General features: G+C 68.1%; 31 protein-coding genes and 1 tRNA gene. 13 read left to right on the top strand and 19 right to left on the bottom strand.

What is annotated here, in order from left to right; translation table 11 throughout:
• The first annotated feature begins 57 nt into the window (after positions 1 to 57).
• From NK1_RS24420 to NK1_RS24405, 3 genes are all read left to right on the top strand, one after another.
• Positions 58 to 762 (top strand): TetR/AcrR family transcriptional regulator, encoded by a 705-nt coding sequence (locus tag NK1_RS24420; protein WP_063012274.1) that lies wholly within the window; start codon positions 58 to 60, stop codon positions 760 to 762.
• A 438-nt stretch (positions 763 to 1,200) separates the two neighbouring features.
• Positions 1,201 to 1,626 (top strand): DUF5994 family protein, encoded by a 426-nt coding sequence (locus tag NK1_RS24410; RefSeq protein ID WP_157104421.1) that lies wholly within the window; start codon positions 1,201 to 1,203, stop codon positions 1,624 to 1,626.
• A gap of 169 nt (positions 1,627 to 1,795) precedes the next feature.
• Positions 1,796 to 2,398 carry a sigma-70 family RNA polymerase sigma factor gene (locus NK1_RS24405; protein ID WP_063012268.1) on the top strand — a complete coding sequence of 201 codons (603 nt, stop codon included), beginning with the start codon at positions 1,796 to 1,798 and terminating at the stop codon, positions 2,396 to 2,398.
• A gap of 106 nt (positions 2,399 to 2,504) precedes the next feature.
• Here the strand turns inward: NK1_RS24405 and NK1_RS24400 are convergent, their stop codons facing one another.
• A complete protein-coding gene (locus NK1_RS24400) occupies positions 2,505 to 3,269 on the bottom strand; it encodes a TetR/AcrR family transcriptional regulator C-terminal domain-containing protein (RefSeq protein ID WP_063012266.1) in 765 nt (254 codons plus the stop codon).
• A 72-nt stretch (positions 3,270 to 3,341) separates the two neighbouring features.
• Between NK1_RS24400 and NK1_RS24395 the strand changes: the two genes are divergently transcribed.
• From NK1_RS24395 to NK1_RS24385, 3 genes are all read left to right on the top strand, one after another.
• Positions 3,342 to 3,980 (top strand): DUF5994 family protein, encoded by a 639-nt coding sequence (locus tag NK1_RS24395; RefSeq protein ID WP_167354298.1) that lies wholly within the window; start codon positions 3,342 to 3,344, stop codon positions 3,978 to 3,980.
• 111 nt (positions 3,981 to 4,091) lie between these two features.
• Positions 4,092 to 4,454, top strand: coding sequence for a DUF5994 family protein (locus NK1_RS24390; RefSeq protein WP_245660779.1), 363 nt, complete (start codon positions 4,092 to 4,094; stop codon positions 4,452 to 4,454).
• Between the two features lie 43 nt (positions 4,455 to 4,497).
• Positions 4,498 to 5,013 carry a DUF5994 family protein gene (locus NK1_RS24385; protein WP_063012263.1) on the top strand — a complete coding sequence of 172 codons (516 nt, stop codon included), beginning with the start codon at positions 4,498 to 4,500 and terminating at the stop codon, positions 5,011 to 5,013.
• Between the two features lie 83 nt (positions 5,014 to 5,096).
• Here NK1_RS24385 and NK1_RS24380 read toward each other — a convergent pair.
• A tRNA-Ala gene (locus NK1_RS24380) sits at positions 5,097 to 5,169 on the bottom strand.
• A 125-nt stretch (positions 5,170 to 5,294) separates the two neighbouring features.
• Here NK1_RS24380 and NK1_RS24375 point away from each other — a divergent pair.
• Both NK1_RS24375 and NK1_RS24370 read left to right on the top strand, forming a co-directional pair.
• Complete coding sequence (locus NK1_RS24375) at positions 5,295 to 6,818, top strand: DUF222 domain-containing protein (RefSeq protein WP_084461487.1); 1,524 nt, start codon at positions 5,295 to 5,297, stop codon at positions 6,816 to 6,818.
• Between the two features lie 55 nt (positions 6,819 to 6,873).
• The gene (locus tag NK1_RS24370; protein ID WP_063012258.1) at positions 6,874 to 7,107 is read left to right on the top strand and encodes a hypothetical protein; all 234 of its coding nucleotides are present in this window, start codon (positions 6,874 to 6,876) and stop codon (positions 7,105 to 7,107) included.
• A gap of 88 nt (positions 7,108 to 7,195) precedes the next feature.
• On the opposite strand, the gene NK1_RS24365 is transcribed toward NK1_RS24370, so the two are convergent.
• Both NK1_RS24365 and NK1_RS24360 read right to left on the bottom strand, forming a co-directional pair.
• Complete coding sequence (locus NK1_RS24365; protein WP_063012256.1) at positions 7,196 to 7,897, bottom strand: DsbA family protein; 702 nt, start codon at positions 7,895 to 7,897, stop codon at positions 7,196 to 7,198.
• Between the two features lie 78 nt (positions 7,898 to 7,975).
• Positions 7,976 to 8,572 carry a TetR/AcrR family transcriptional regulator gene (locus NK1_RS24360; RefSeq protein ID WP_063012254.1) on the bottom strand — a complete coding sequence of 199 codons (597 nt, stop codon included), beginning with the start codon at positions 8,570 to 8,572 and terminating at the stop codon, positions 7,976 to 7,978.
• 94 nt (positions 8,573 to 8,666) lie between these two features.
• Here NK1_RS24360 and NK1_RS24355 point away from each other — a divergent pair, with 94 nt between their 5' ends.
• Both NK1_RS24355 and NK1_RS24350 read left to right on the top strand, forming a co-directional pair.
• Positions 8,667 to 9,494, top strand: coding sequence for an SDR family oxidoreductase (locus tag NK1_RS24355; RefSeq protein WP_245660777.1), 828 nt, complete (start codon positions 8,667 to 8,669; stop codon positions 9,492 to 9,494).
• A gap of 80 nt (positions 9,495 to 9,574) precedes the next feature.
• A complete protein-coding gene (locus NK1_RS24350) occupies positions 9,575 to 10,600 on the top strand; it encodes an NAD(P)H-dependent amine dehydrogenase family protein (RefSeq protein ID WP_063012308.1) in 1,026 nt (341 codons plus the stop codon).
• A gap of 44 nt (positions 10,601 to 10,644) precedes the next feature.
• On the opposite strand, the gene NK1_RS24345 is transcribed toward NK1_RS24350, so the two are convergent.
• From NK1_RS24345 to NK1_RS24330, 4 genes are all read right to left on the bottom strand, one after another.
• Positions 10,645 to 11,859, bottom strand: a complete 1,215-nt coding sequence (locus tag NK1_RS24345; protein WP_174552747.1) for an MFS transporter — start codon at positions 11,857 to 11,859, stop codon at positions 10,645 to 10,647.
• A 14-nt stretch (positions 11,860 to 11,873) separates the two neighbouring features.
• Entirely contained in the window at positions 11,874 to 13,529 is a 1,656-nt protein-coding gene (gene pgm, locus NK1_RS24340; RefSeq protein WP_063012306.1) for a phosphoglucomutase (alpha-D-glucose-1,6-bisphosphate-dependent), read from the bottom strand.
• A 47-nt stretch (positions 13,530 to 13,576) separates the two neighbouring features.
• A complete protein-coding gene (locus NK1_RS24335; protein ID WP_081879496.1) occupies positions 13,577 to 13,978 on the bottom strand; it encodes a DUF190 domain-containing protein in 402 nt (133 codons plus the stop codon).
• Positions 13,979 to 14,819: 841 nt separating this feature from the next.
• Positions 14,820 to 16,337, bottom strand: coding sequence for an MFS transporter (locus NK1_RS24330; protein ID WP_084461485.1), 1,518 nt, complete (start codon positions 16,335 to 16,337; stop codon positions 14,820 to 14,822).
• Between the two features lie 129 nt (positions 16,338 to 16,466).
• Between NK1_RS24330 and NK1_RS24325 the strand changes: the two genes are divergently transcribed.
• Both NK1_RS24325 and NK1_RS24320 read left to right on the top strand, forming a co-directional pair.
• Complete coding sequence (locus NK1_RS24325) at positions 16,467 to 17,141, top strand: TetR/AcrR family transcriptional regulator (RefSeq protein WP_063012252.1); 675 nt, start codon at positions 16,467 to 16,469, stop codon at positions 17,139 to 17,141.
• Between the two features lie 150 nt (positions 17,142 to 17,291).
• The gene (locus NK1_RS24320) at positions 17,292 to 18,590 is read left to right on the top strand and encodes a D-arabinono-1,4-lactone oxidase (RefSeq protein WP_063012250.1); all 1,299 of its coding nucleotides are present in this window, start codon (positions 17,292 to 17,294) and stop codon (positions 18,588 to 18,590) included.
• A gap of 66 nt (positions 18,591 to 18,656) precedes the next feature.
• Here the strand turns inward: NK1_RS24320 and NK1_RS24315 are convergent, their stop codons facing one another.
• From NK1_RS24315 to NK1_RS24270, 10 genes are all read right to left on the bottom strand, one after another.
• Entirely contained in the window at positions 18,657 to 19,238 is a 582-nt protein-coding gene (locus tag NK1_RS24315; protein ID WP_063012248.1) for a hypothetical protein, read from the bottom strand.
• A 138-nt stretch (positions 19,239 to 19,376) separates the two neighbouring features.
• The gene (locus NK1_RS24310; protein WP_063012246.1) at positions 19,377 to 19,949 is read right to left on the bottom strand and encodes a DUF6286 domain-containing protein; all 573 of its coding nucleotides are present in this window, start codon (positions 19,947 to 19,949) and stop codon (positions 19,377 to 19,379) included.
• Positions 19,946 to 20,296 carry a hypothetical protein gene (locus NK1_RS24305; RefSeq protein WP_063012244.1) on the bottom strand — a complete coding sequence of 117 codons (351 nt, stop codon included), beginning with the start codon at positions 20,294 to 20,296 and terminating at the stop codon, positions 19,946 to 19,948. The genes NK1_RS24310 and NK1_RS24305 overlap by 4 nt, the downstream gene beginning before the upstream one ends.
• On the bottom strand, positions 20,293 to 20,481 hold the full coding sequence (locus NK1_RS24300; RefSeq protein WP_030515548.1) for a hypothetical protein: 189 nt from the start codon (positions 20,479 to 20,481) through the stop codon (positions 20,293 to 20,295). The genes NK1_RS24305 and NK1_RS24300 overlap by 4 nt, the downstream gene beginning before the upstream one ends.
• A gap of 1 nt (position 20,482) precedes the next feature.
• Positions 20,483 to 20,998, bottom strand: a complete 516-nt coding sequence (locus NK1_RS24295; protein ID WP_084461495.1) for an Asp23/Gls24 family envelope stress response protein — start codon at positions 20,996 to 20,998, stop codon at positions 20,483 to 20,485.
• Positions 20,999 to 21,097: 99 nt separating this feature from the next.
• Entirely contained in the window at positions 21,098 to 21,421 is a 324-nt protein-coding gene (locus NK1_RS24290; RefSeq protein ID WP_245660776.1) for a hypothetical protein, read from the bottom strand.
• Positions 21,418 to 21,798: an Asp23/Gls24 family envelope stress response protein gene (locus NK1_RS24285; protein ID WP_063012242.1), complete on the bottom strand. Its 381-nt coding sequence runs from the start codon at positions 21,796 to 21,798 to the stop codon at positions 21,418 to 21,420. Before NK1_RS24285 ends, NK1_RS24290 begins: the two co-directional genes overlap by 4 nt.
• On the bottom strand, positions 21,795 to 22,379 hold the full coding sequence (locus NK1_RS24280; RefSeq protein ID WP_218023169.1) for an anti-sigma factor family protein: 585 nt from the start codon (positions 22,377 to 22,379) through the stop codon (positions 21,795 to 21,797). Before NK1_RS24280 ends, NK1_RS24285 begins: the two co-directional genes overlap by 4 nt.
• The gene (locus tag NK1_RS24275; protein ID WP_084461481.1) at positions 22,370 to 22,936 is read right to left on the bottom strand and encodes an RNA polymerase sigma factor; all 567 of its coding nucleotides are present in this window, start codon (positions 22,934 to 22,936) and stop codon (positions 22,370 to 22,372) included. Before NK1_RS24275 ends, NK1_RS24280 begins: the two co-directional genes overlap by 10 nt.
• A gap of 143 nt (positions 22,937 to 23,079) precedes the next feature.
• Positions 23,080 to 23,901, bottom strand: coding sequence for a helix-turn-helix domain-containing protein (locus NK1_RS24270; RefSeq protein WP_063012294.1), 822 nt, complete (start codon positions 23,899 to 23,901; stop codon positions 23,080 to 23,082).
• Between the two features lie 102 nt (positions 23,902 to 24,003).
• On the opposite strand from NK1_RS24270, the gene NK1_RS24265 reads away from it, so the two are divergent.
• On the top strand, positions 24,004 to 24,543 hold the full coding sequence (locus NK1_RS24265) for a YceI family protein (protein WP_062963607.1): 540 nt from the start codon (positions 24,004 to 24,006) through the stop codon (positions 24,541 to 24,543).
• A 116-nt stretch (positions 24,544 to 24,659) separates the two neighbouring features.
• Here NK1_RS24265 and NK1_RS24260 read toward each other — a convergent pair whose 3' ends face one another.
• Positions 24,660 to 25,541, bottom strand: a complete 882-nt coding sequence (locus NK1_RS24260) for a LuxR C-terminal-related transcriptional regulator (RefSeq protein ID WP_063012240.1) — start codon at positions 25,539 to 25,541, stop codon at positions 24,660 to 24,662.
• Between the last annotated feature and the right edge of the window lie 2 nt (positions 25,542 to 25,543).

Below are 25,543 nucleotides of genomic sequence, written 5' to 3'. Positions count from 1 at the left end.
GGCCGCGATCACAAGAAGTTGTCAGGATTTTCGAAACGAAGCGCGTGAGAGGACACCGTGAAGCTTGGATCACCGCCCTCGAAGGGTTCAGGGAACGGCACGTCACCACTCGAACGCGCGTACACCGACGCGGTCGACCGCGTCGACGAGGGTGACGACATCCGCTCGCGCATACTCGACGCCGCGGTCGAACAGTTCGGCGCCCTCGGCGTCCGCCGCTCGACCATGGACGATGTGGCCCGGCGGGCCAACGTCTCCCGCATCACCGTGTACCGCCGTTTCGCGACGAAGGACGCCCTGGTCGAGCAGGTGATCGTGCGCGAATACCGGCGCTATTTCGACCAGTTCCTGGTCGACATCCGGCACGCGCGCACGGCAGCCGACCGGGTCGTCCTGGGTTTCGTCAGCTCATTGAAGGTGATCCGCAAGAACCCGATCATCGGCGGACTGCTCGCCGCCGAACCCGACATGCTCGTCGGATCCATGATCGGCGATCAGGGCCATACGGTCGCCATGGTGCGCCGGTTCGTGGCCGACCAACTCCGCCGCGAACAGCGTGCCGGCCACGTCGCCCAGGAGGTCGACGTCGATCTGGTGGCCGAGTTGATGGTCCGGATCTCCGCCTCTTATCTGGCGGTCCCCAGCCAGGTCATCGACCTCGACGACGACGATCAGGTAGCGGCCCTCGCCCGGCAGTATCTCGTTCCGATGCTCGAGCCGCCCCTCGACCCCGGCGCGGATGCGCCCGCTACTGGGCGCTGATCCCCGCGGACCCCAGATCGAGCTGGTTGAGCAGATTCTGAATCAGGACATAGGGGTTCATCGTCGAAGCCTCCGTCTCCACAGTGAGCGGGCGGCTGCCGCGAGCGGTGCGGGTCCAACGGTCGGACTCGCCTCTTGGCAGCTCAGAATATTGATTAACATACATAACTAAGCCCAGCGCTGTCTACAGTTTCAGCGAAGAATGGAGAGCAACTTAGCGGTGGCGCGGAGCCGCCTCTCGGCCTTCCACAAGCGGGCCTTCCACAAGCGGGGCGGAACGAATACGGTATGGCCCGATTCCATTCGCGCAGTTCGCCGACGGGTCTCAGCGCGTAGGCTGGGCAGTAGCCGAGGCACCTCGCATGCCGGCCAGCCAAGGTCGCGTCGCCTCCGATTCGAATTCCGGCCCCTCGCGGAGGCTGTGAACAGGAGCGTCTCATGACGCCACACTCGACGAGCTCGCATCCCGCACCGGCCCGTCACCCGCCGCTCTGTACACCACGATTGCGTGTGCGTCCGCGCCGCGACGGCACCGGCCGTGTCGACGGTGTCTGGTGGCCTCGCACGCAGGACCTCGCCGCCGAACTGCCGGGACTGCTCACCGTCCTGCGGCCACGCCTGGGACCGGTACGGCAGATCGTCTACGATCCCACCGGATGGTTGCCCTCCAGCCGGCACCTCCAGCTCGGCAGTCATCGAATTCGCTTGGACCCCTATAGGTTCGAGCTGTTCAACAGGATGGACGTGTGCAGCGCGCACGGCATCGTCGTCATGCTGCGGGTCGTCCTCTCCACCACCGACGACACCGTGGCGAACGCGGCGCTGGCAGCGGTACCGGGCGTACGGGAAGCAGGTCGATCATGATCCCCGCTCCCCGAACGCAGTCCGGCCGCTTTCTGCGTTATCGGACCTGAGCCTGCGCGCGTCCAGACGAATGTCGGCGCTTTCAGCGCGGTCATCGTCTCGGCGGTTCGACCCGGTGGCCACGCTCTCGCCGCCGGCACCGGGTATCCCACGAGACGAACGGTGTGCGATGAACAACGAACTGCGTGCCGACCACAGTGCTTCGAACATCGGTGCCGCGGGATTGGCGACCCTGCTGCACGAGACCGCGAACGGGAACACCGATTCCTTCGCCGCGTTCTATCGATCCACCAGATCCCGGTTGCTCGCCCGGCTGACTTTCATCCTGCGCAGCACCGGCTTGGCCGAGGAGGTCAGCCAAGAGGTATATCTGCATGTCTGGATCGCGGCCGGGGACTACCAGGCCGACCGCGGGAGTCCCATGGCGTGGCTGATGATGTTCGCTCATCGCCGTGCTGTCGACCGTGTGCGCTCGGAGCAATCACTGGCCGACCGCGAGCGAGCAGTCGGTCACATGCAGTTCCCGCCCGACCGCGACGTCGTATACGACGAGGTCGGCCGGCGTCTCGCCGAACGCGCTGTCGCCTGGGAGGTAGGCAAACTCCGAAGCCGCCAGCGCGAAGCGATCGTGTTGGCTTTCTATGGGGACCGCACCTACGCCCAGGTCGCGGTGGATCTGAATATTTCGCTCCCGACCGCTAAGTCGCGGATTCGAGCCGGACTGCAGACCCTCGGCCGCCGCCTGCCATGGAGCGCGTACGACCTGCCGTGAAAGTCGGCCTGACATCGACCGGCAAGATCTTCCAGCAACTCTCGATCACACCGGCTGCAGGGCAAGGAATTCGGCTGCCACCAACCCGTGATGGTCACCCCTTCTCTCACTTGCCGGCAGTGACATCGAGTCCGGCGGCACCCTCGCCGGGATCGGGCAGGGTGGTCGAGAGGCCGGCCAGCAGGATGTCGAGCCCGCGCTCCAATTCGGCTTCACCGTCGTAGTCGGCCAGCACCGGCGCGAGCCGGCGGAGCAACGGGAACTCGGTGACCGGCAGCCGATGCAGGCCGAGTCGCAATACTTCGTCGGACTCTTCCGGACGTTCCACCAATTCCTGCAGCTCATTGAGAACATGGCCGTAGAGGAAACCGAACAGAGCGCGATAGATATGCAGCGCATCGGCGCCGGAGAAGCCGGCGCGGGTGAGCAGTGCCAGCACATCCTCCAGCGGCCGTAGCACCGCTTGGGAACGCTGCCCGAGCGGCGTCGCCAGTGGTCGCGTCACCAGCAATTGCACCGCCCGCGGATGTGACAGCGCCAGGGCGCGGAAATCGCGAGCCACTATCCGCAATCGGCCGCCCCAATCCGGGTCGGAACTGTCCACTCGCAGTTGCCCGAATACCAGCTCGGCGACACCGTCGAGCACCGCCGCCTTGTTGGGTACATGCCGGTAGATCACCATCGGGTCCCGGCCCACCACCTCCGCCAACCGGCGCATCGATAATCCTTCGACGCCGTCTTCGTCGATGATCGCCAGTGCGGCCGCCAGCACTGCGGCACGCGTGACCTGGCCGGGAACACGACCGTTCGCGGCACGTCCCGCGCCGGCACTGCCCGCGAAACCTCGGCGGTCCGGTGACGATTCGTCCATGACGCAGCCTCACTCGCTTGGGAAACACCGTGCTGATGAAGTGTAGACCTACAGTGTTGACATTGCCTCTACATGGGCGTCTACTGGAGGGACCGCACATCTTCCAGCACCGACCCCTGCGTCCTGAGCTGTGGATGCGGAATCAGGCACCGGTCGAGTGCCGATCATTTCGGCCGCCGCGCTCCAATCTCTACGGGCAGAGGACCGGTCACCATGGCTATCGCTCACACATTCGCGCACAAGACCAAAGCCTTTCCGGAGGCGATCCGGCGCTATCTCGACCCGTTGCCCGAACGCGCGGCGAGCGCCCCGGCTGACCCCTCGAACCGACTGCGCGAACCTGCGGCCACCCGCCGCCCAGCGCGACTGCGGCTGAAGCCGGAGGACCGCCATTCGGCCTACATCGATGGCGCGTGGTGGCCCAGATCTGCCGATCTCGCTACCGAGCTTCCAGAGCTGTTGGCTGCCTTGACAACTCGACAGGTCGATCGGATCGTCTACGATCCGGACAGCTGGTCCCCGCCGCCACGGCAGGTGACAGTGGGGGACCATTCGATCAGCCTCGAGCCGTACCGGTTCCGGTTGCGGAACACGATGTACGTCGTCGGCGCCGATTCCGCCGTCACGGTGCTACGCGTGATCCTTCCATCCGCCGACAGACAAACCGCCTACCGCGCAATGGTGGACGCCGTCGCCCCGCAGCAGGAGTAGATCATGCCTCGCCTTCATGCACGACGCCCCGTCATCAGCGGCTTCGAATCGGACACGCCCGCTCACTTCGAGCGGCAGCCTTTCCGAACACCAACGCGCACACCGCGTTTGATGCTACGTGGGCGCAGTGCCCTCCCCGGAAACGTCGACGGCGCTTGGTGGCCGTGGACCACGAACCTCACATCCGAACTACACGACCTGATCAACGCGGTCACCCCGCGCCTCGGTCCCGCGATGCGCGTCGGCTTCGAATGGAACGCGACCAGTCTCGCCCAGCGCCGCATCGACACCGACGACCACATCCGCGTGCACGGTGCCGGTGACGGCCGGCCTCCCGACGTGATGCGCCTCTACGGAGCGCACGACACCTCACTGACGTTGCTCGTCATCCCGGCCGACACCACACCCGAGGTCGCCCACGAACGCATGCGTCTAGCGATGGCAGGACACCTCGGCCCACCGCCCGGACCGTGACACCAGCAGACAGCCGGTCCACGACCGAGGCAGGAACGTCGATATGACCCAAGACGACGCCCGCACGCATCGACGGGGCTCCGACCCGGTCGACAGCCGAGCACCGCGGCTGCGACTGAAACCGGACTCGGCGAAGAGCGGCTACGTCGACGGGGCGTGGTGGCCGCGCGGCGACGATCTCATGGTCGAATTGCCCGCGCTGCTGGCAACCGTGACAGGCCGGCTCGGTCCGATTCGCCGGATCACCTACCGCCTCGGTGAGTGGGCCGGCGCGCCGAGCGATCTGGTGGTCGAAGGTCTGGCCGTCCGCCTCGAAGGCCACCGCGACGGCACCGTCAACACGATCGAGATGCTGGGCACCCGCGACCGCCGCCTGGTCCTCCTCGTGATCCCGCCCTACACCGACGACCATCAGGCCTTCGCCGCAATGAACACCGCATCCGCCACCGGCGACCTCTCCACCGTGGACGAACTGCTGATGATCAGCCCCGGACAACGACGAGATCGCACCACCCGAGCGGAGGCGGTGCGCCGATGGAGCTCCGAGGACCAGCGTTGACCTTGTAGACCATCGAAGTCCCCGGACGCCCGGCCACACAACAAAAAAACCGCAGGCCGATGACCTGCGGTTCTTCTTTACGGTGGAGCTAAGGGGACTCGAACCCCTGACCCCCACACTGCCAGTGTGGTGCGCTACCAGCTGCGCCATAGCCCCAGATTTTCGCACCTCGGGGGTGTTCCCCGCGTGCTTGAAAGAAGTTACACCACCTGGGTTCGGCGTACCAAATCGCCTGCATACAGGGGTGGTGGAACACACGTTCGAACGATAGACTCGAACACATGTTCGATGGCAGAGAGCTTCAGGCGATGAGCGACGAGGGGCTGGTCGATGCGCTGCGACGGGCACATGGGGCGGCGGCATTCGCACAGGCGGCGGAGGTGCGGGCGGTGCGCGAGTTGTATCGGCGGCATCGCGCCGGCAACGCCGCGCCCGGGCCGGGCGGGGTGCGCGCGGGAGAGTTCGCCGCGGCGGAAGTCTCGATGGCGGTACAGATATCCGAACAGGTCGCGGCCGCGCTGATCGATATCGGGCTGGCGCTGGACGCCTTGCCGCATACTCGGGAGGCGTTCGGGTCGGGCCGCATCGATCTGTCTCGTGTGCAGGTGATCGTCGACAATGCGCGCGGACTGTCCACCGATCTGCTGGCCGATCTCGAAGTCCCGCTGGTCGAGGCCGCCGCACGCACCACGCCGGCCCGGCTGCGGCAGACCGCGCGGCGCTGGTTGAGCCGACTCGACGGCCCGGGTGAGCAGCGGCGGCGGGAACAGCGTGAGGACTGCCGCGATATCCGCCTGACCGCGGTCCAGGACGGCGCCGCGGTCGTCGCGGGGCTCCTGCCCGCGGACGGGGCCGAAACGGTCGCGATGCGACTGCGGGACATGGCATACGAGGTGTGCCCCGAGGACCCGCGCACCATGCCGCAACGCCGCGCCGACGCGCTCGTCGCCCTCGCCGTGGGGGCGGAGCGACTCGACTGCGCATGCGGACGGGGAATGCGCTGCACCGCAACAGTTTCCGAGCAAACTGGGCCGGATGCACCACGGACATCCGGCCGTGCCAGGAGTCACCGCCCGCTGATCCAGGTCGGCGTCAGCGCCGAAGCCCTGAGCGGGGAGAGCGAGGAGCCCGCCCATCTGGTCGGCTACGGGCCCATCGACGCGGAGTTTGCGCGGCGGATCGCCGAACGGGGTGAATCGGTCACCGTGGTCGAATCCGGCGTCCGGATCGACGGCCTCTGCGCATTCCCCGGCTGCGTAATGCCGTCCGCGACAACGGACTTGCCCGTACTGGAGGGGAGCACGGGCAATATCGACGCGAATCGGCCCGGTGATGCCGCCGGCAGCCCGAGGAATCGGGATCTCGCGCTCGGAACGGAATCACCGAGCCGGGAATCCGCATATGCCCGTGGCAACCGCCGTACGACCGCTTGGGGATCGCACGGGAGTTCGCCAGGTAGACAAGGGTTGACGTTGTGTGCCCATCATGCCCGCTTGACCCTGCTCACCGTCCAGCACAGGACCCGGTGGGAGGTGCGCCGGCTCGATGCGGACCGGGTGCAGTGGACGAGTCCGACCGGCGATGTGCACACCACGGTCGACGAGGTGGCTCGCTACCTGTTCCCGCACCGGGATACCGAGACGCCGGCGGTCGTCTCGGGCCCGGTGTCCACATCCGTTGCGGCATGGCCTGTTTCGACGCTCGACCCGTCCTACCCGATCGGGGATCACGCCCTGGTACATCGACGACTCGCCGAGGGCACACCGGAGGACTGTCTCCTGGCCGGTGAAAGTTACCGGCGCTGAACACCTTTCGTTCCACCACTGCACACACGAGTGATCGGAGGACACCGCGAACACCATGACTTGCCAGGATCGTCCACCCGCGCCGACCGTCATCGACGCCGGTGTGGAACGGGAACGGATCGCCGCGCTCGAGAAGTTGCGGCTCCGGCTGGAATCCGAACTCGACCGCACGGCCGCGGGCACCGGTTATGCCGCCATGGCAGGGCAATTGCGTGACACCGTGAACGCGATCGCGGACGCGCGCAATCGCATCTACGAGGTGCTACTCGGCGACGACGAGATCTGTTGAGCGCCGATGTTACGACTCCGGCCCGAGCGGTTGGGGATACCGTCCGGGCCGGGACCTCGACAAGCGCGACAGCGCCGCGCGGAGGTGATCAGCTCACCAGCTTGGTGACCCAATCCGAATTCTCCACGTCGACGTTCTTACCTCCGTCGAGCACGGTGGGGGTCTGCACCTGGCCGACCGCGTCCTTCAACGCCGCCAACGACGACTGAGCGTGGTTACGGGCCGAATCCACCCGGTCCCCCTTCGCGATGCAGGATTGCACCTCGGCCGAAGCACCGGAATCCTTGGCGATCGCGGCCAATTGATCGTTGGTCAGATTGCCGCCGTCTTCGCTCGGCTGCTTCGTGGTGAACAGCGCCATGTGGAATTTCGAAAACACCGGTCCGTCACCGGCATCGGCCACACATTCGCTCGCGGCCACCGCTCGGGTGGAATAGTCCTTACTGCTGGACTTGGGATCCAGGAAGTTCACGAACCGGTAGCGCACCGCGAGCTTTCCCTGGTCGATCGCTTTGGCGATCTGCTGTCCGTAGTAATGCTCGAGCGCCCCGCAGGACGGGCACATCGGATCCTCGAACATATCGATCGTCTTCGCCGCGGCGGTCTTACCGAGCACGATCGCGCCGTCGGAATCCAGTAGCGCCTGCACGGCGGGATCGTGCGCGGCGCCGTAGCCGTCCTCCTGCACCGTCAGACCATGGTCGCTGTTCCAGCGCACGACGAGCACCACGATCACCGCGACGACGACCAGCGCCACCGCGCCCAGTGCATACGTGGTGCGGTTCGACATAGGTCGCGGTGTGTATTTCGAATCCGAGGAATTCACGGCGTCCACTCTGCCAAAACCGGTCCCTCGCCGGAATCCGGCCTACGCCCGCGGTTCCTCCGCCTCGCTCGCGGGCATGCCGACCAGCCCGTAGAGGACCAATTCCTCGAGCGAGCGGGCGAACCCCTCGGTATCGTCGATATCCCGGATACACATGGCGAACAGCGCGGCGCCGGCGATCATATCCAGCACGGTGTCCGAATCGACCCCGCCGCGCACGGCCCCGGAATCCAGATACCGCGCGAGTTCGCGCCGGGTCGGCGTATCCAGCCGTGCCGAAAGTTTCTGATACAGACCGGAATCCGCGCGCATCTCGGTCATCAGCCCGGGCATCGCCTCGCGCGCGGGCCGTGCCCCGAAGAGCTGGATCGTGCCCCGGATCACCGTGCGGATCTCCTCGACCAGATCGGTCGCCACCTCTTCGCCACCCACATCCGGGAAGACCGCTCGCGCGATCAGATGTGCCTTCGACGGCCAGCGCCGGTAGATCGCGGGACGGCTCACCCCGGCGCGGGTGGCGATCGCATCGATCGAGACGGCGGCGTAGCCCCGTTCCACCAGCAGCTCGCGGGCGGCCTCGAGGACCGCTCGATCCACCTCCGGATCGCGATGCGGCCCGAGTCGATGGCGAGCGTTCACGACACAACCGTCCTTGTCAGCGCGAGCATCAGTCGTTACAGTCTGTCACATCTGAGTCGTTACGTTCTGTAACTGCTGAATTCGAGGAGACGTCGTGTCCACTACCGACCAGCCGATCGCCACCACGGGCACCTATCGGCCACTCCCCCTGCTCGAGGGCAAGGTCGTCGTCCTGTCGGGTGTGGGCCCGGGTCTCGGCCGCGCACTGGGCGCCGAGGCCGCCCGGATGGGCGCGGATCTGGTGCTGGTCAGCCGCACCGAACGCCGGCTGGAGAAGATGGCCGAGGTGGTGCGGTCCCACGGCCGCAAGGCGCTGGTGGTGCCCACCGACATCACCGACGAAGAGCAGCGCACTGCCCTGGTCGAGCGGGCCCTCGCCGAATTCGGCCGGGTCGACTGCCTGATCAACAACGCCTTCGCCATCCCGCCGATGGAACCGATCACCGGGATCGAGCTGGACGCGCTGCGCACCGCGAACGAGACGAATGTCTTCGCGCCGCTACGACTTTCGACGCTGTTCGCCGACGCCCTGGCCGCCACGCGCGGCTCGATCATCATGCTGAATTCCTGTGTGAGCTTCGATTCCGAGCCGATCTACGCCGGGTACAAACTGTCGAAAGGCACACTCGCCCATCTCGCCTCGTCGCTGGCCACCGAACTGGGCCCGCGCGGTATCCGGGTCAACAGCGTCGCGCCCTCCTACATCTACGAGGACGTGAACAAGGCCTACTTCGACTGGCTCGCCGCCCAGGACGGCGTCACCCACGAGGAGATCTATCGGCGCAAGGTCGAACCCACCGACCTCAAACGCCTCGCCGCCCCGGAGGAGGTGGCCCGCGCCGCCCTGTTCCTCGCCAGCGACCTCGCCTCCGCCGTCACGGGACAGATCCTCACCGTCGACTGCGGCGAATACCACAACTGAAAAACTTACGGCTGCAAGGAGTTCCGGTGACCGACGCGAAGAAGCGAATCGTCCTCTGGGGTACCGGGGTGGTGGGCTCCATGGTGCTCGCCGAGATCATCCGTCATCCACTGTTCGAATTGGTGGGCGTCGGTGTCAGCAACCCGGACAAGGTCGGGCGCGATGCCGGACTGCTGTGCGGCGGCGGCGAAACCGGTATCCACGCCACGGATTCGGTGGCGGAACTGATCGCGCTGCGCCCCGACGCGGTGGTGCACTACGGCCCGACCGCCCAGTTCGCCGACGAGAACATCCGGGTCATCGGGGCGTTCCTGCGGGCGGGGATCGATGTGTGCTCCACCGCGATGACCCCGTGGGTGTGGCCGGAGATGGCGCAGACCCCCGCCGCCTGGCGCGATCCGATCACCGAGGCCTGCGCCGAGGGTGGCGCGTCCTGCTTCACCACCGGTATCGATCCGGGCTTCGCCAACGACCTGTTCCCGATGACACTGCTGGGCCTGTGTGGGGAGGTGGAGTCGGTGCGCGCCTCGGAGCTACTCGACTACACCTCCTACGAGGGCGATTACGAAGTCGAGATGGGTATCGGACGGCCGCCGGAATTCCAGGCCATGCTGGAGATCCCCGAGCTGCTGATCATGGCGTGGGGCGCCACCGTGCCGATGATCGCGACGGCCGTGGGCATCGAACTCGACACCATCACCACCACGTGGGAGAAATGGGTGACTCCCGTGGATCGGCCGTCCGCGAAGGGCGTCGTGGCGGCCGGCAACGTCGCCGCCATCCGGTTCACGATCAACGGGGTCTACCACGGCCGCGAGGTCATCACGCTCGAGCACGTCAACCGCATCGGCACCGACGCGGCTCCCGACTGGCCCGCCGGAACAAAGGACGATGTGTACCGGGTCGACATCGTCGGCTCCCCGTCCATCTCGCAGGAAACCTCCTTCCGGTTCACCGACGGATCGGGGCGCACACCCGCTGTCGCCGGATGTCTCGCCACCGGGATGCGGGCCCTGAATGCCGTTCCCGCCGTCAACGCCCTGCCGCCCGGTTGGGTGACGCCGCTGGACCTGCCCCTCGTCCCCGGCGTCGGCACCATTCGCTGATATACCGGAAGCGCCTTGTCCACAGCGCTTCTCGTGAAGTGGTATCAGTCGGCGGACGCGGTGACCAGATGCCGCCGCAGCGGCTCGCGCACCACCGTCCATCCGGCCGCGGCCACCACCAGCAGCCCACCGGTCACCGCGAGCGCGAATCCGAACGACACCCGCTGCGCCAGCCACCCGATGGCGATCGGTCCCACGACGGTGCCCAGATCGGCGGCCATCTGATATCCGGCCAGCACCGGACCACCGCGCGCCCGCGGGCCGATCACATCGGCGACCGCGGCCTGCTGCGCGGGTGTGTACATCCCGGAGCCGAGACCGGCGACGAACGAGGCCCCCAGCAGCCACACCACATTCGGCGCGAGACCCAGCGCGATCGTGCCCGTCGCGCACACCAGGGTGCCGGCGATCAGGAAGGGTCTGCGCCCCCATTGATCCGACAACCGGCCGGAGGCGAACAGCACCGCGGCATTCCCCGCGGCGAAGACCGTCAACGCCACCCCGGCGACTCCCGGCGATTCACCGAGCACCTCCACGACCAGCAGCGGAACCAGCGCCATCCGCACGCCGAACACCGCCGCGCCGTTGGCGAAGTTGGACCACAGCACGGCCCGGTACACCGGATCGGCCAGGGCGCGACCGAAACTCACCACCGGCATCGGCTCGGCGCCCACCGGTTCGGCCAGATGCGAACCGCGCAACTTCCAGAACACCACCGCACTCGCCGCCAGCAGAGCCACCGCGTAGATCGCGAACGGCGCACGCAGCCCCAGCCCGCTCAGCGCACCACCGAGCAGCGGACCGGCCAGCGAGCCGATCAGGAAGCTGGTGGACCACAACCCGGACACCCGCCCCCGCTCGCCGGGCGGTGACAGCCGGATGACCAGTCCCAGCGAGGAGACGGTGAACATGGTCGATCCGATCCCGCCCAGCGAACGCAACACGATCAGTTGCCAATAGGTCTGCGCCAGCGCACACGCGCCGGTGGACAGGGCCACGATCAGCAGACCCGTCAGATACAGTGCGCGCTCACCGAACCGCTGGACCAGCCGCCCGCTCACCGGCGCGAACAGCAGGCGCATCAGCGCGAAACTGCTCACGATCGCCGAGGCGGCCGCGACACCGACGCCGAAGCTGCGCGCGAACTGCGGCAACGCCGGTGCGACCAGCCCGAATCCGAGCGCGATGATGAATGCCGCGCCGATCAGCACCCAGGTCTCGGCGGGCAGCCGGGATCCGGCACCGTAACTGTCGTTCACCACATGTCCGCGAATCAGTCGACCGCGGGCTCCTCGATGCCGAGTGCGCGTCCGACGACTTCCTCCGCGGCCGCCTGCACCTGGGCCAGATGTTCGGGCCCCTCGAAGGATTCGGCGTAGATCTTGTATTTGTCCTCGGTGCCCGACGGGCGGGCCGCGAACCACGCGTTCTCGGTGGTGACCTTGACCCCGCCCAGCGCCGCGCCGTTGCCGCGGGCGCGGGTCTGCACCGACAGCACCGACTCCCCCGCGATGTCGGTGGTGGTGATGTCGTCCGGTGTCAGCGCGGCCAGCCGCCGCTTCTGCTCGGCATTCGCGACGGCGTCGATGCGGGCGTAAGCCGGTGTGCCGTAACGCTTTTCGAGTTCGGCGTAGCGCGCCGACGGACTCTGGCCGGTGACCGCGGTGATCTCGGCGGCCAGCAGCGCCAGCAGGATGCCGTCCTTGTCCGTGGTCCACACGGTGCCGTCGTGGCGCAGGAACGAGGCCCCGGCGCTCTCCTCACCACCGAAAGCCAGGGAACCGCTGAACAATCCGGGGACGAACCATTTGAAGCCGACCGGCACCTCGTGGGTCTGCCGGCCCAGCACGCCGACCACGCGATCGATCATCGAGGAGGTCACCGCGGTCTTGCCGATCTTGGTCAGCGCGTCCCACCCCATCCGGTTGGCGACCAGATATTCGATGGCCACCGCCAGGAAGTGGTTGGGATTCATCAATCCCGCATCGGGTGTCACGATGCCGTGCCGGTCGGCGTCGGCGTCGTTGCCGGTGGAGATGTCGTAGTCGTCGCGGATCGCCACCAGCGAGGCCATCGCATAGCGCGAGGACGGATCCATCCGGATCTTGCCGTCGCTGTCGAGGGTCATGAACCGCCACGTGGGGTCGACGAACGGATTGACCACCTCGAGTTCGAGGTCGTAGCGCTGGCCGATCTCCTCCCAGTAGTCGACGCTGGCACCGCCCATCGGGTCCGCGCCCAGCCGGATTCCGGCGCCGCGCACCGCGTCCAGATTCAGCACGTTGGGCAGATCGGCGATGTACTGGTCGAGGTAGTCGTAGCGCTGCACACCGGTGGCCAGCGCGTGCTGCAACGTGGTGCGTTTGATCCCGGCCAGCCCGCCGCGCAGCAGTTCGTTGGCACGCTCGGCGATGGCGTCGGTCGCGACCGTATCGGCCGGTCCGCCGTGCGGCGGGTTGTATTTGAAACCGCCGTCCCGGGGCGGATTGTGCGAGGGCGTGACCACGATGCCGTCGGCCTGATGGCGGGTGCCGCCCCGATTGTGGCGCAGCACCGCGTGACTGAGCGCCGGGGTCGGCGTGTAGCGCCCGCGGCTGTCGATCACGGCGGTCACATCGTTGGCGGCCAGCACCTCCAGCGCGGTGGTCCACGCCGGTTCCGAGAGCGCGTGGGTGTCGCGAGCCAGATACACCGGGCCGGTGATGCCGCGGGTGGCGCGATACTCCACGATCGCCTGGGTGATGGCGAGGATGTGGGCCTCGTTGAACGCGCAATCGAGGCTCGAACCGCGATGCCCGGACGTCCCGAAGACCACCTGCTGGGCGGGTTCGGCGGGATCGGGGATGCGGCTGTAGTACGCCGTCACCAGATGCGGCAGATCCTCGAGATCGCTGGCCCGCGCCGGTCGGCCGGCTCGATCGTGGGCCATGCTCGGGCCTCCCTTCCTCGGCGCCTGCGCCCGGCTCGTCATCACAATCACGGCGACACCCCGCCCGACTGCCACACCTGGACCGCGGACAGGGTCACGGTCCCGGATTCGAAGAGTTCGGCGTTGGCCACCACGAAATCGCGCAGCAGCTGCGAATCGTCGATGATCATCACCATCACGGGCAGGTTCTCGGCGAGATCCAGCATGCGGGTGGTGTGGATGCGCGAGGAGACGCCGTAGCCCTCCATACCGCGCCAGACGCTGGCCCCCGCCAGGCCGCTGTCGCGCGCCCGCCGCACGATCTCGTGATAGCGGGGCCGATGCTTGTAGTGGTCGTCCTCACCCAGCAGCACCGTCAAGCGGGCCGCGGACCGCCAGCGTGGATCCGGCTGCCACGCATCGGCTTCGGTGACGATCTGCATCGCGGACTCGTCCGGTGCTTCACTCATCGCCAACCCCCTGTCGTCGTGCCGTACCAGTTGTCCGTTCTGCCGCGCCGCGCGCTGTCACCACCGTCCGCCCACCGATCCGAGCGGCGGACCCACCACACCCGATCCGTGCAGTCTAGAGCGTCGTCCGATCGGGCGGAGCAGCGGTCGCATATGCCACAGAGAGCTGTCCAGACTAACGGATTCGCTTGCGACGAGCAAAAACTCGTCCGGGCCACGCTCGGCCCCTCCGGCGTGACCACCACCGCGGCACCGGTTCGCGAACCCACCTGGTGCACCTCCCTGCCCGACCGAATGTGTGGAGCCATGCTAACTGTCAGCGATCGAGCCGCGGCCCGGCATCCGGGTCGCGCGGGCCCGCCACCGCGGCGGTGCGGCCCCGACCGGGCGATGTCCGGGCGATGGATTCGGCCTGCCCTGTTCCGCTCCCTTCCCCGATCCGCCGGGCCGCACACGGCTCGGCGGCACCCGTCCCGAACCGCTTCACCAGCGCCGCCCTTCCGCTAGCCGTCGGTTTGCTCTCCGGCGGCACGGAGAATAGCAACCGAATTCGCGGCGGTCACTGCCTCGGACCGGGACCGGCGCATCGCGGCCCCTGTCCACGGAGTAGCCACCGAACGACGCTCGGGCGCGTCCCCTCGTGTCGCCGCTGCCGGCCGGTGACTCCGGCGAACCGGACGACGCGGGCGGCGCCGTGCGCGATCGGGACAGCGGCGGGCCCGTTGGCGGGCTTCCCCGGGGCGACCCGCACCTATAGACGACGGTGCCCCGGACTCGTCGAGTCCGGGGCACCCTATCCGATTGTCACGCAGGGCGATTCACCCTGTGACCGGGGCCGTGCTCAGTGCGCCAGCACCGGCTCGCCCTCGGCCGGGGCCGGTGCGGTGCTGGGCATCAGCACCGCCGCGGCGACCGCGCCGACCACGAAAATCGCTGTCGCCCACCAGAAACTGGTGGTGTAGCTCTTGATCAGCGATTCGGCGACCGCGAGCTGGGTGGGCTGACGGCCGGACAGGTAGTTCGCCGCCGCCGAGGACGCGATGGTGCTCAGCAACGCGGTACCGATCGAACCACCGACCTGCTGGCTGGTGTTCACCATCGCCGAGGCCACACCGGCGTCCTCGTGGTGCACACCGGCGGTCGAACCCTGGAAGGCGGTCGACATGGCGCCACCGAGACCCAGGCCCAGCAGGATCAGCGCCGGGAGGATGTGCGAGGCGTAGCCGGTGTCGAGTCCGATGCGGGTCAGCCACGCCATCCCGGCGGCCGCGATCAGGAAGCCGGCGGCGACGGTGATCTTCGGTCCAACCTTGGGCAGCAGCAGCGAGGGCACCGTGGTCGAGGAGGCGATCATCGCCGCGATCATCGGCAGGAACGCGACGCCGGTCATGATCGGCGAGTACTTCAGCGTCAGCTGCATGTAGTAGGTCAGGAACAGGAAGATCGCGAACATCCCGATACCCATGACGAAGACCGTCATGTAGGAACCGGCCCGGGTGCGGTCGAGCAGGATCCGCAGCGGCAGCAGCGGGTGCTCGACCCGGGTCTGGAGCCACGCGAACACGCCCAGCAGCACCGCACCGCCGATGAGGAAGGTCAGGGTGAGCCCGTTGGACCAGCCGTGCGATTCCGCGTGCGAGAAGCCGTAGACGATGCCGAACAGGGCGGCACTGACCGTGACCGTGCCCGGAATGTCGAGCTTGGGCCGGTGCTCGGCGGTGTGCTTGGCCAGCAGCAGCACGGCGCCGACCAGCGCGACGGCGGCGAAGATCAGGTTGACGTACATCACCCAGCGCCACGAGGCCCATTCGGTGAGCGCGCCACCGAGCAGCAGGCCGAGCGCACCACCGGTACCGGCGACGGCACCGAAGATGCCGAAGGCCTTGGCACGCTCCGACGGTTCGGTGAAGGTCACCGTCAGCAGCGACAGCGCCGCGGGCGCGAGGAGCGCGCCGAACACACCCTGGGCGACACGAGCGACCACGAGCATTTCGAAGCCGTTGGCCGCGCCACCGACCGCGGAGGCGACCGCGAAGCCGACCAGTCCGATGATGAAGGTGGTGCGCCTGCCGAACAGATCGCTCAGCCGGCCGCCCAGCAGCAGGAGGCTGCCGAAGGCCAGGGCGTAACCGGTGACCACCCACTGGCGGTCGGCGTTGGAGAAGCCGAGGTCCAATTGAGCCTCGGGAAGTGCGATATTCACCACGGTCGCGTCCAGCACGACCATCAGCTGGGCGACGCCGAGCACGGCGAGCACCCACCAGCGCATTGCATGCGAGCCACGGCGGCCCGCGGAGCCGGACGAATGCCTCGACGGCAGGTCCGACCGGCTCTTTTCGAGATCGATCGCGGAAGTCATGGGGTTCCTTGTCCGACGGCGGTTGAGATGGAGGTTGAAGTGGAGGACCAACCTCCGCTTGCATGGAAAGCTATCACGATAACGGAGAGAGCGCCTCCGGTTAATCCCCGAACTTGGTAATATCGCGGTGTGAATCACGCCACGGCCGCTCCCGCTCCCCGGCGCCTGCGCGCCGATGCCGCCCGCAACCACGCGCGGATCCTCAGAGCGGCCAGAGATCTGTTCGCCGATCGCGGCCTGGAGGTGACCCTCGACGACGTGGCAGAGGCGGCCGGCGTGGGCGTGGGCACGGTCTACCGGCGCTTCGCGAACAAGCAGGAACTCATCGGCGAGGTCTTCGACCAGACCGTCACCGATATGGCCGAAGCCACCGAGGCCGCCTACGCCGATCCCGACACCTGGCACGGGCTGACCCGGCTGTTCGAGTGGTGCTGCGAACATATGGCCAGCAACCGCGGCTTCGGCGAGGTGATGCTCGAACTGCCCGACGCCATGGAGCGCTTCGTCTCGGTCCGCGAGCGGATCAAGCCGATGGTCACCCGGTTGTTCGACAAGGCCGTCGCCGAGGGCGTGCTGCGACCCGGCATCGCCGCGTCGGACTTCTTCGCGATGATCAACATGGTGGAGGCGATCGCAAGTTTCGCCAAGCCGGTGAATCCCGAGGTCTGGCGGCGCTATATGGGCATCGTCCTGGACGGCGTGCGCGGCGACTGCATTCCGCGGCAACCACTGACGGTCCCACCGCTGAACGACGACGACGTCGACCAAGCGAAGGAAGCCGTATTCGCCTGCCGCAGAAGGTAATTCCCTGACCGGCACCGTGCACCCGCCAACGTTACCGAGCGATCACCCCGCACCGTAAGTACCGCGTCTCGATCCACGACGTGTGATCGGACACGATCGCGCTCGAACGAGGGCTGGCGCACAGTTCGGCCATGTTCTAAAGTTGGACGCATGACCAATTCGTGGGTGAACTGGGCCGGCGATCAACGGTGCGCGCCGGCCACCTACGCCGCTCCGCGCACACGCGACGACGTCGCCGAACTCCTGGCCCGGGCCGAGGCCGAGGGCCATACCGTGCGCGTGGCCGGAGCCGGACATTCGTTCACCGACACCGTGCTCACCGACGGCACTCTGTTGCAGCTCTCGCAGCTGAACCGGATTCTGCAGGTCGACCGCGCCACCGGCCTGGCGCGGGTGGAGGCGGGTGCGACGCTGAACGAGCTGAGTACCGCCCTGCACCCGCTCGGCCTGGCCTTCCCCAACCTCGGCGACATCGACGTGCAGTCGATCGCCGGGGCGACCGCGACCGCCACCCACGGGACCGGCGCTGCACTGCAGAACATCTCCGCCGCACTGCATTCGGTGGAACTGATGCTCGCCGACGGGAGCGTGATCGAACTCGACGAACGCAGCGACCCCGACGGCTGGCGCGCGGCACGGGTGAACCTCGGCGCACTCGGTGTGGTGACCGCGGTGACGCTGCAGCTGGTGCCCTCGTTCGTCCTCGAGGGAGTCGAGCGGCCCGTTCCGGTCGAGGAGGTGCTGGCCGATCTCGACGAATTCGTCGACGGCAACGAACATTTCGAGTTCTACATGTTCGCGCACAGCCCACTGGCGATGACCAAGCGCAACAACCGCGTCCAGCTCGCCGAACAGCCCCGGGCCAAGGCCGTGGACTGGTTCGCCGACATCCTGATGTCCAACCACACCTTCGATGCGCTGTGCCGCCTCGCCCGCCGGCAGCCGGGCCTGATTCCGTGGATCCATCGCGGCGCGGCCTATGCCGGTAGCTACCGTCGCCAGATCGACCGCTCCTACCGAGTCTTCGCCTCCCCCAGGCTGTTTCGCTTCACCGAGATGGAATACGCCATCCCGCGCGAATACGCCGTCGACGCCATTCGCGAGATCAAAGCCGTTGGGCAGCACTTCGATTCGCCGATGCCGACCGAGGTGCGGTTCGTGGCGCCCGACGACGCGTTCCTGTCCCCCGCCGGAGGTCGCGACACCTGCTACATCGCCGTGCACCAATACCGTGGGATGGACTACGAACCGTATTTCCGGGCCTGCGAAGCGATTTTCGATCGCTACCACGGCCGCCCGCACTGGGGTAAGCGCCACTTCCAGACCGCGGAAACGCTGCGCGGACGCTATCCGGAGTGGGATCGCTTCCTGGATGTACGGCGGCGCCTGGACCCGAAGGGGCGCTTCGCCAACGCTTATGTCGAGCGGGTTCTCGGCCCCCTCGACTGAACGGACTGCCTCGACCGGCACCGGGAAACGGTGGCGGCGAGGCGGTTTCGCCCCGTGGCGCGGCCGCTATCTCGCCCGGGCGGTGCGACCGCGATCGGCGAGCCGCAATTCCAGCGACACCGGCACGACATCGACCTCCAGCGCCTGCCGCAGCCGGCCCACCGCATCGGAGAGGATGCGCCGGCGCAGCGCGGTCAGATCGGCGTCGGGCTCCGTCGTGACCACCAGATGCAGTTGCGGTGCGCGACCCGGACCCGACAGCCTGGCCTGCGCCGAGCGCACCTCCGGATAGGACTCGATATCGGTCGCCACCGGGGCGGCCGCGACATTCGAATCCATCAGCGTCTCACCGGAATTACCGACCGTGCCGATATGCCAGCGCATCCGCGCCGGCATCCGCGCGAACTGGGCGGCCAGCCACCGCAGCGCCGCCAGGCCCACGACCACCGCGCCCGCCACCACCGCCACGAACACCCACTGCGACGGCTCGGCGGTGCCCGGCACCAGCGGCGCATCCCGATCGACCCAGTGCAGCACGCCGGCGTACGCGAGAATGGCATAGACGCCCGCGAGAATCAGCGCCAGCCCGAAGAGCGCGAGCAACGCCCGATTGAGCCGTGCAGGACGATTGGCCGAACTCGAACTCACGACACCTCCTGTGACCTGCGGGACACCCGCACCCGGTCGGTGTCGCGAGCCGCTGCGCGATTGTCGCTCACGACACCTCCTGTGACCTGCGGGACACCCGCACCCGGTCGGTGTCGCGAGCCGCTGCGCGATTGTCGCTCACGACACCTCCTTGCGAACATGCACTCGCTTGTCCACCCGCTCCGGCTGCTGCGCCGCGCGCAGGCGGGTGGTGACGGGCGGGGCGGATTTCGGGGCGATGCGGGCCAGGCGGTCGCCGACGGCGGCGTTGACCGTCTGCTCCAGATCGGCGTGGTCAGGGTGGGCGGCACGGCCGCTGACCCGAATGTTCTTGCGGCCGCGGCGAACTCGTGCCGACTCGAGGCCCGCGACCGAGGCCGCGGCATCGTTCAGGGCGCCGTCGAGACTGCGCCGGGTGATTCCGGCGTCCATTCCTTCCTCGGCGTCCAGCGCTTCCACCACGCGCCGGCCCGGCAGCAGCGCCGCGAGCAACAGCACCGCACCGAGCACCGCCAGCGCGATGCCGACACCGAGCACCCAGTAGCTGTGCCAGGTCGTGTCGTGCAGATGCACCGCGATGCTGTGGTAGGACACCAATTCCTTCGCATTGCCCAGGTTCTGGATCAGCGACACCGCCACGAGGACCGCGATCACCAGCAGCGCGAGTGCGACCAGTACGGCCGGGGTGATGCGCCGGGGCCTGCGGTTCATCGCAGCCCTCCGGCGGGTTCGATCGTGTTGACCAGTTCGGAGACCTCGATGTCCACGCGCGGAACGACCAGTCCGGACAGTTCGTGGGTGCGCTGCATCAGATGCTCGCGGCACGCCTCCGTGACCACCGCGACCGGTGTCGGATAGGTGACCGGCAGGCGTACCCGCAACACGGCGGTATCGGCCGTGACGCGCGCGGAGACCTCGGGGCCGGCGGCGACACCGTCGACCTCACGCGCCGCCCGGGCCGCCAAACGCCGCACCGCGCGCTCGGACACGGTGGTGCGCCCCCGGAACTCGGCCGCGGAGAGCAACGACGCCGACGCCGTCTCCGCGGCAGCGCTCATTTCCGGCCCCGATCCTGCGCCGAACGGATCAGGCCGGACAGGTCGACATGGCCGTCGAGCCAGCGGCCGATCACCAGTCCCAGCGCGCCGAAGATCAGCACCACCGCGAAGGCCCCGAATCCGCCGAACGCCGCGGCGAAACCGAGAGAGAGACCGAAGATCAGGCAGATCGTGGTGGCGTTCATATCACTGCACCCGGTCGCGGGTCGGCGGCTGATCCTCGTCCTCTTCGATGAAGACGTCGTTGACGTTGATGTTCACCTCGACCACCTCGAGTCCGGTCATCTGCTCGATCGCGGTGATGACGTTGCGGCGCACCGCGCGGGCCAATTCGGCGATGGACACGCCGTATTCGACGACGATCTCCAGGTCCACCGCCGCCTGCGTCTCGCCGACCTCGACCGAAACCCCTTGTCCCACACTGGCCGAAGCACCGGGGATGCGATCGCGGAAGGCGCCGAACGCACGCGCCGCGCCACCGCCGAGGTTGTGCACCCCGCGCACCTCGCGGGTCGCCAATCCGGCGATCTTCTGGACCACGGCGTCGGCGATGGCGGTCGTGCCCTGATCGCTGACCAGCGCGCTGCTGGTCCGGGCGGGCGCCTTGGCCGCGGCTCCGCCCTGGCCCGCGCCGCCCCCCGCGTCCTTACCCACCTCGGCCTCGGCGTTCTCCGCGCCCTTACCGGCTGTCGTGCTGGTCATGATTACCTCCAGTTCAGTTCCCTTGCGGTACAGCGGATAACGAACCTTCACTAGCTATGACCCCGCCGACGGCGAAATGTCACGGGCGAGAGTGATGTTCTAGGTAACCGCGGTGTCGAACGCTTCCGCGTCCAGATCGGTGACCACGATCCGCAGCCGCGCACCGGCCCACCCGGTGGCGGCCTGCAGTTCGCCCACGGCCGCCGCGAGCTTGTCCAGCAGCGGCGGCAGCGGCAGCGCCGAGGCGATCACCCGGATCTCGACGACCTCGGCACTCACGTCCACCGCCGAGCGCGGCCCCAGCCGGGGCACCCACTCGGCGAGTTCGACGCCCGGCGGCACGGCCGGACGCAATCCCGCCACCGATTCGATCACGGCGACGATATCGCCGGCCAGCTCGTCCTCGCTCACGGCCGCCGTCACGACGCTCCCGGTGCGATGTCGAGAATCGCCACCGACACCGTGTCGACGAGCATTCCGGTCTGTTGCGCGACCATCCGGACCACCTCCTGCTGTACCGCCTGCCCGACCTCGCCGACCTGGCATTCGCCCCGCACCGCCAGGTCGACCTGCACCTTCAGCCAGCCACCGCTGTGGCGGACGCGCACGCCCGCACCGGGTGCGACGTCCTGGCTGCTCCGCCACTGCCGTCCCGTCCGGGCCAGGTGGCCGAGCAGACCGAGGACACCGGGCTCCAGCCGCGCCACCCCGGGAACCGAGGCCGCGGCCCGAGCCGCTACTGCAGCGATTACCGCATCCGAGGCGATATATTCCGCTTTCTCCGCGAATCCCGCGCTCACGGCTCCTCCTGGTAGACGTCCACCACGGTGATGTCGAGCCGCTCCAGCGCCAGACCGGCCCGGGCCGTGGCCGCCGCCCGCACTCGTTCGCGCACCTGTGGAACGACGCGTTCGACCGTGGTGTCGCCGTGCCGCAGCGAGATCGACAGCGCCACCGTGATCGCGTGGCGGCCGTCGGCATCGGCCCCGTGGTCGTCGATGCGGCAGCTGCGGGCACGCACACCCGGCACGGTGTCGGCGGCATAGCGCAGCACCGCCGCGATGGCCTGCTCGCTCACCTCGATCGAACCCGGATGCGGCGTGGTGAGGCTCACCATGCGCCCGCGCCGGACCTCGGCCCGTACCGCCGACATGATCCGGTCGAACATCGCGGGCGGCGGTGGATCCGGCTCGTCGACGAGTTCCCGGGTGGCCGCGCGCAGCGTGAGCAGACTCTCGCGCGCGGCCCCGCAGTGCGGGCACTCCGATTCGTGTTCGTCGGCCAGCCCCGCCTCCACGGCGTCGAGCCGGTCCCACACCTGTTCGACGCTGCGCCCGCAGGGCAGCGTGTAGTCGCTGTCGGTCATCTCCTTCAGCGCCACGGCTTCATCACCTCCGCCAATTGCGCCCGGGCTCGGGCGATCCGCCCCCGAACCGCGGTGGTGTTGGTGCCGACGATCTCGGCGATCTCCTCGTAGGAGCGGCCGTGCACCTCCCGCAGCAGCCAGCAGGCACGCTGTTCGGGTGTCAGCCGCGGCAACGCCGCGGTGAGCGCGGCCATCTGGTCGTGCACCTGTGCCGCGTGTTCGGGCTGGGTCGCACGCTGCGGCGATTCGGTGGTGTCGAGATCCACGTCGGCGCGGGGCGGCCGGGACCGGATGACGTTGAGGCAGCGATTGGTGGTCATCCGGTACAACCACCCCGAGAAGGCGCTGTCGTCCTGCAATTGAGCCAGGCGGCGCCACGCGGTGAGGAACACCTCCTGGATGACGTCCTCCGCCTCGGACCGGTCGGCCAGCATCCGCGCCGCCAACCGGAACATCGCTCCCTGATACCGCAGCACCAATTGCTCGTAAGCCCGGACATCGCCGTCACGTGCGCGCCCGGTCAGGGTGGCGTCGTCCAGCGCTGCCTCGGGTGCCGTTGCCGCCTCGGTCACACAGCACCTCCTCCGCTGCTCGAATCGATAGACACCGGCCGGCAGGAATCCTCACGTTGGATTATGCGTGATCGGCGTCTCACGAGGCGCGGACCGCGGATTCCGTGTCCGGATCGACAGCTGAGCGGACTCGGGCGCGGAGGCTATTCGTTGACCAGTCGTAAGGCGGGAGTGCGCACGGCACGCCGGTCGACCAGCCACACCTGCACACTCTGATCGATTGCGGGACTGAGTGTTTGGATCTCGACCTCGACCTCGCCGCGGTGCGGATGGTCGATGTGCAGCGCACCGGACCGGAATTCGGTGACCCGGTGTTCCCGCCAGCGGCAGGAGAATTCCGGAAATCGGTGCAATCCCTGGATCAGCGCCTCGAGCCCGGGATCGTCGGGCCAGTGTGTGCGCGCCGAGCGCAGCATCGACACCATCATCTCCGCGGCGACCGGCCAGTCCCGCCACCGCTGCGGCGCCTGCGGATGCGCGAAGAAGTAGGTGGCCAGATTGTGTTCGGCGACCTCGTCGAGCAGTCCCAGCGGTTCGGCGAAATCGCGCCACGCGGGATTCCAGGCGAGGATGTCGAGCCACCGGCCCACCACGAAGGCAGGGGTGGGATGCATCGCATCGAGGACGGCCTGCACGGTGTCGGTGACCTGTTCCCGCGCCTGACCCGAGGACGGGCACTCACGCGCGTGTTCCATACCGACCGCGAGATTGCCGAAATGGTGGCGTTCGACCTCGTTGAGCCGCAGCGCCTCGGCCAGCGCACCCAGCACCGCCATCGAGGGGTTGGTATCGCGGCCCTGTTCGAGGCGGGCGAGATAATCGACACTCACCCCGGCCAGCGCCGCGACCTCTTCGCGCCGCAGTCCGGGGGTGCGTCGCCGGCGGCCGACGGGCAACCCGACATCCTCGGGTTGCAGCTGCGCCCGCCGCGCGATGAGAAACTCGCCGAATTCCGATCGTGCCACCACACCATCCTGTATCTGTCCGGGCCCCCTTATCCACGCCCTGGCAGTCCCAGGATAACCGCGGTGTGGCTAACCGGACCACGGTCCGCAAATCTGGTGGACATGACCACTTCCGAGCAGACCACTCTCGCCACCGGCTCCTGGGCCCTGGATCCCGCCCACTCCTCGGTGAACTTCACCGTCCGCCACCTGGGCATCTCCAAGGTCCGCGGCCGCTTCAACAACTTCGAGACCAGCTTCGTCGTGGACGCCTCGGGTGCGGCCACCATCGAGGCCACCATCTACCTCGACTCGTTCGACACCGGCAACTCCCAGCGTGACGAGCACGTGCGCAGCGCCGAACTGCTCAACGTCACCGAACGCCCCACCCTGCACTTCAAGGCCGTCGAGCCGGTGCGGGTGGCCGAGGAGTTCGAGGTCACCGGTGAGGTGACCCTCGGCGGCGTGACCAAGCCGGTCACCCTCGACGTCGAGTGGGGCGGCGTACAGCCGTTCGCGGACGGCAGCCGCCACGCCGGATTCACCGCCACCGGCGCCATCAAGCGCAGCGAATTCGACGTCGCGCCCGGCCTGCCCACCGCCATGCTCAGCGACAAGGTCGCCATCGAGCTCGACATCCAGCTCGTCGAGCCGCAGGCCTAGTCCACACCGATCACGATCATCCCGCTACGGCCGCGCCGCCGTGCGGATCAGCACCTGCCGGTCCGGTTCTCCGGGCCGGCAGTCGCGTATCCGGGGTCGATCAACGGCCGACAGCATCACGGCAGCAGACCGCAGCGGCGCGCCCGGACGACGGCCTCGTGCCGGGTGTGGGCGCCGAGTTTCGTCATGGCACTGCGCAGGTAACTCTTCACCGTTTCCGGGCGCAGCGAAAGCCTTTGCGCCGCTTCACTGTTCGTGCAACCGAGGGCGACATACGACAGCACGTCCAGTTCGCGCGGAGACAGTCCGGGCGCGGCGTCCGTCGCCACGGGCTCGCCGGACCCGCCCATCAGGCGCACCAGGGTGTCCGATACCGCGCGCAGCCGCTTGCGGGCCTCGGCGTCGGTGAGCGTCTGCGCGATCCCGCGCACCTCGGCGTGCAGATCCCGAAGTTGTTCCGCGACAACGGTATCCGGCGCGGGTGCGGTGGTGAAATCCGCGGTCCCGCCCGCCGCCGCCCGCAGACGCAGCCGCCGGTCCACCTCGTCGCGTACCGCCAGTTCCACCGCCAGCCGACGGCTCGACCGCAGCACCAGCTCGGCGATCCGATCGCCGATCGGCCCCGGTTCGCGACTGGCGACGTAGAGCACGGCCCGGGAGCTCCCGTCCACCACGACCGGTACCCCGACCACCGCGCGCAGCCCCTCCATCGACACCGGCGCGTCGTAGTGATGGGTGATGGTCGCCGCCGCCCGATAGTCCGCGACCGAGGTCGGACGCCGGCTCGCGACGGCCGCGCCGCCCACCCCCGAGGTCGGCGAGACCACCAGTCCGCGCATCGCGGCGGTCCGGGTGCCGAAGAACTCGCTCAGGATCAGCGCTCCGTCGCAGACCTCTCCCCCGAACACCACCGGCATCCCGGACAGGGCCGAGACCTGCCGCAACTCGGCCCGCAACGCATCGGCGTCGCGCGGGCGGAGCAGATCGGCGGAGGCCATCG

The sequence above is a fragment of the Nocardia kruczakiae NBRC 101016 genome (assembly GCF_001612965.1).
GTDB classification, from domain to species: Bacteria; Actinomycetota; Actinomycetes; order Mycobacteriales; family Mycobacteriaceae; genus Nocardia; species Nocardia kruczakiae.
This window is presented reverse-complemented; position numbering and strand designations above follow the sequence as displayed.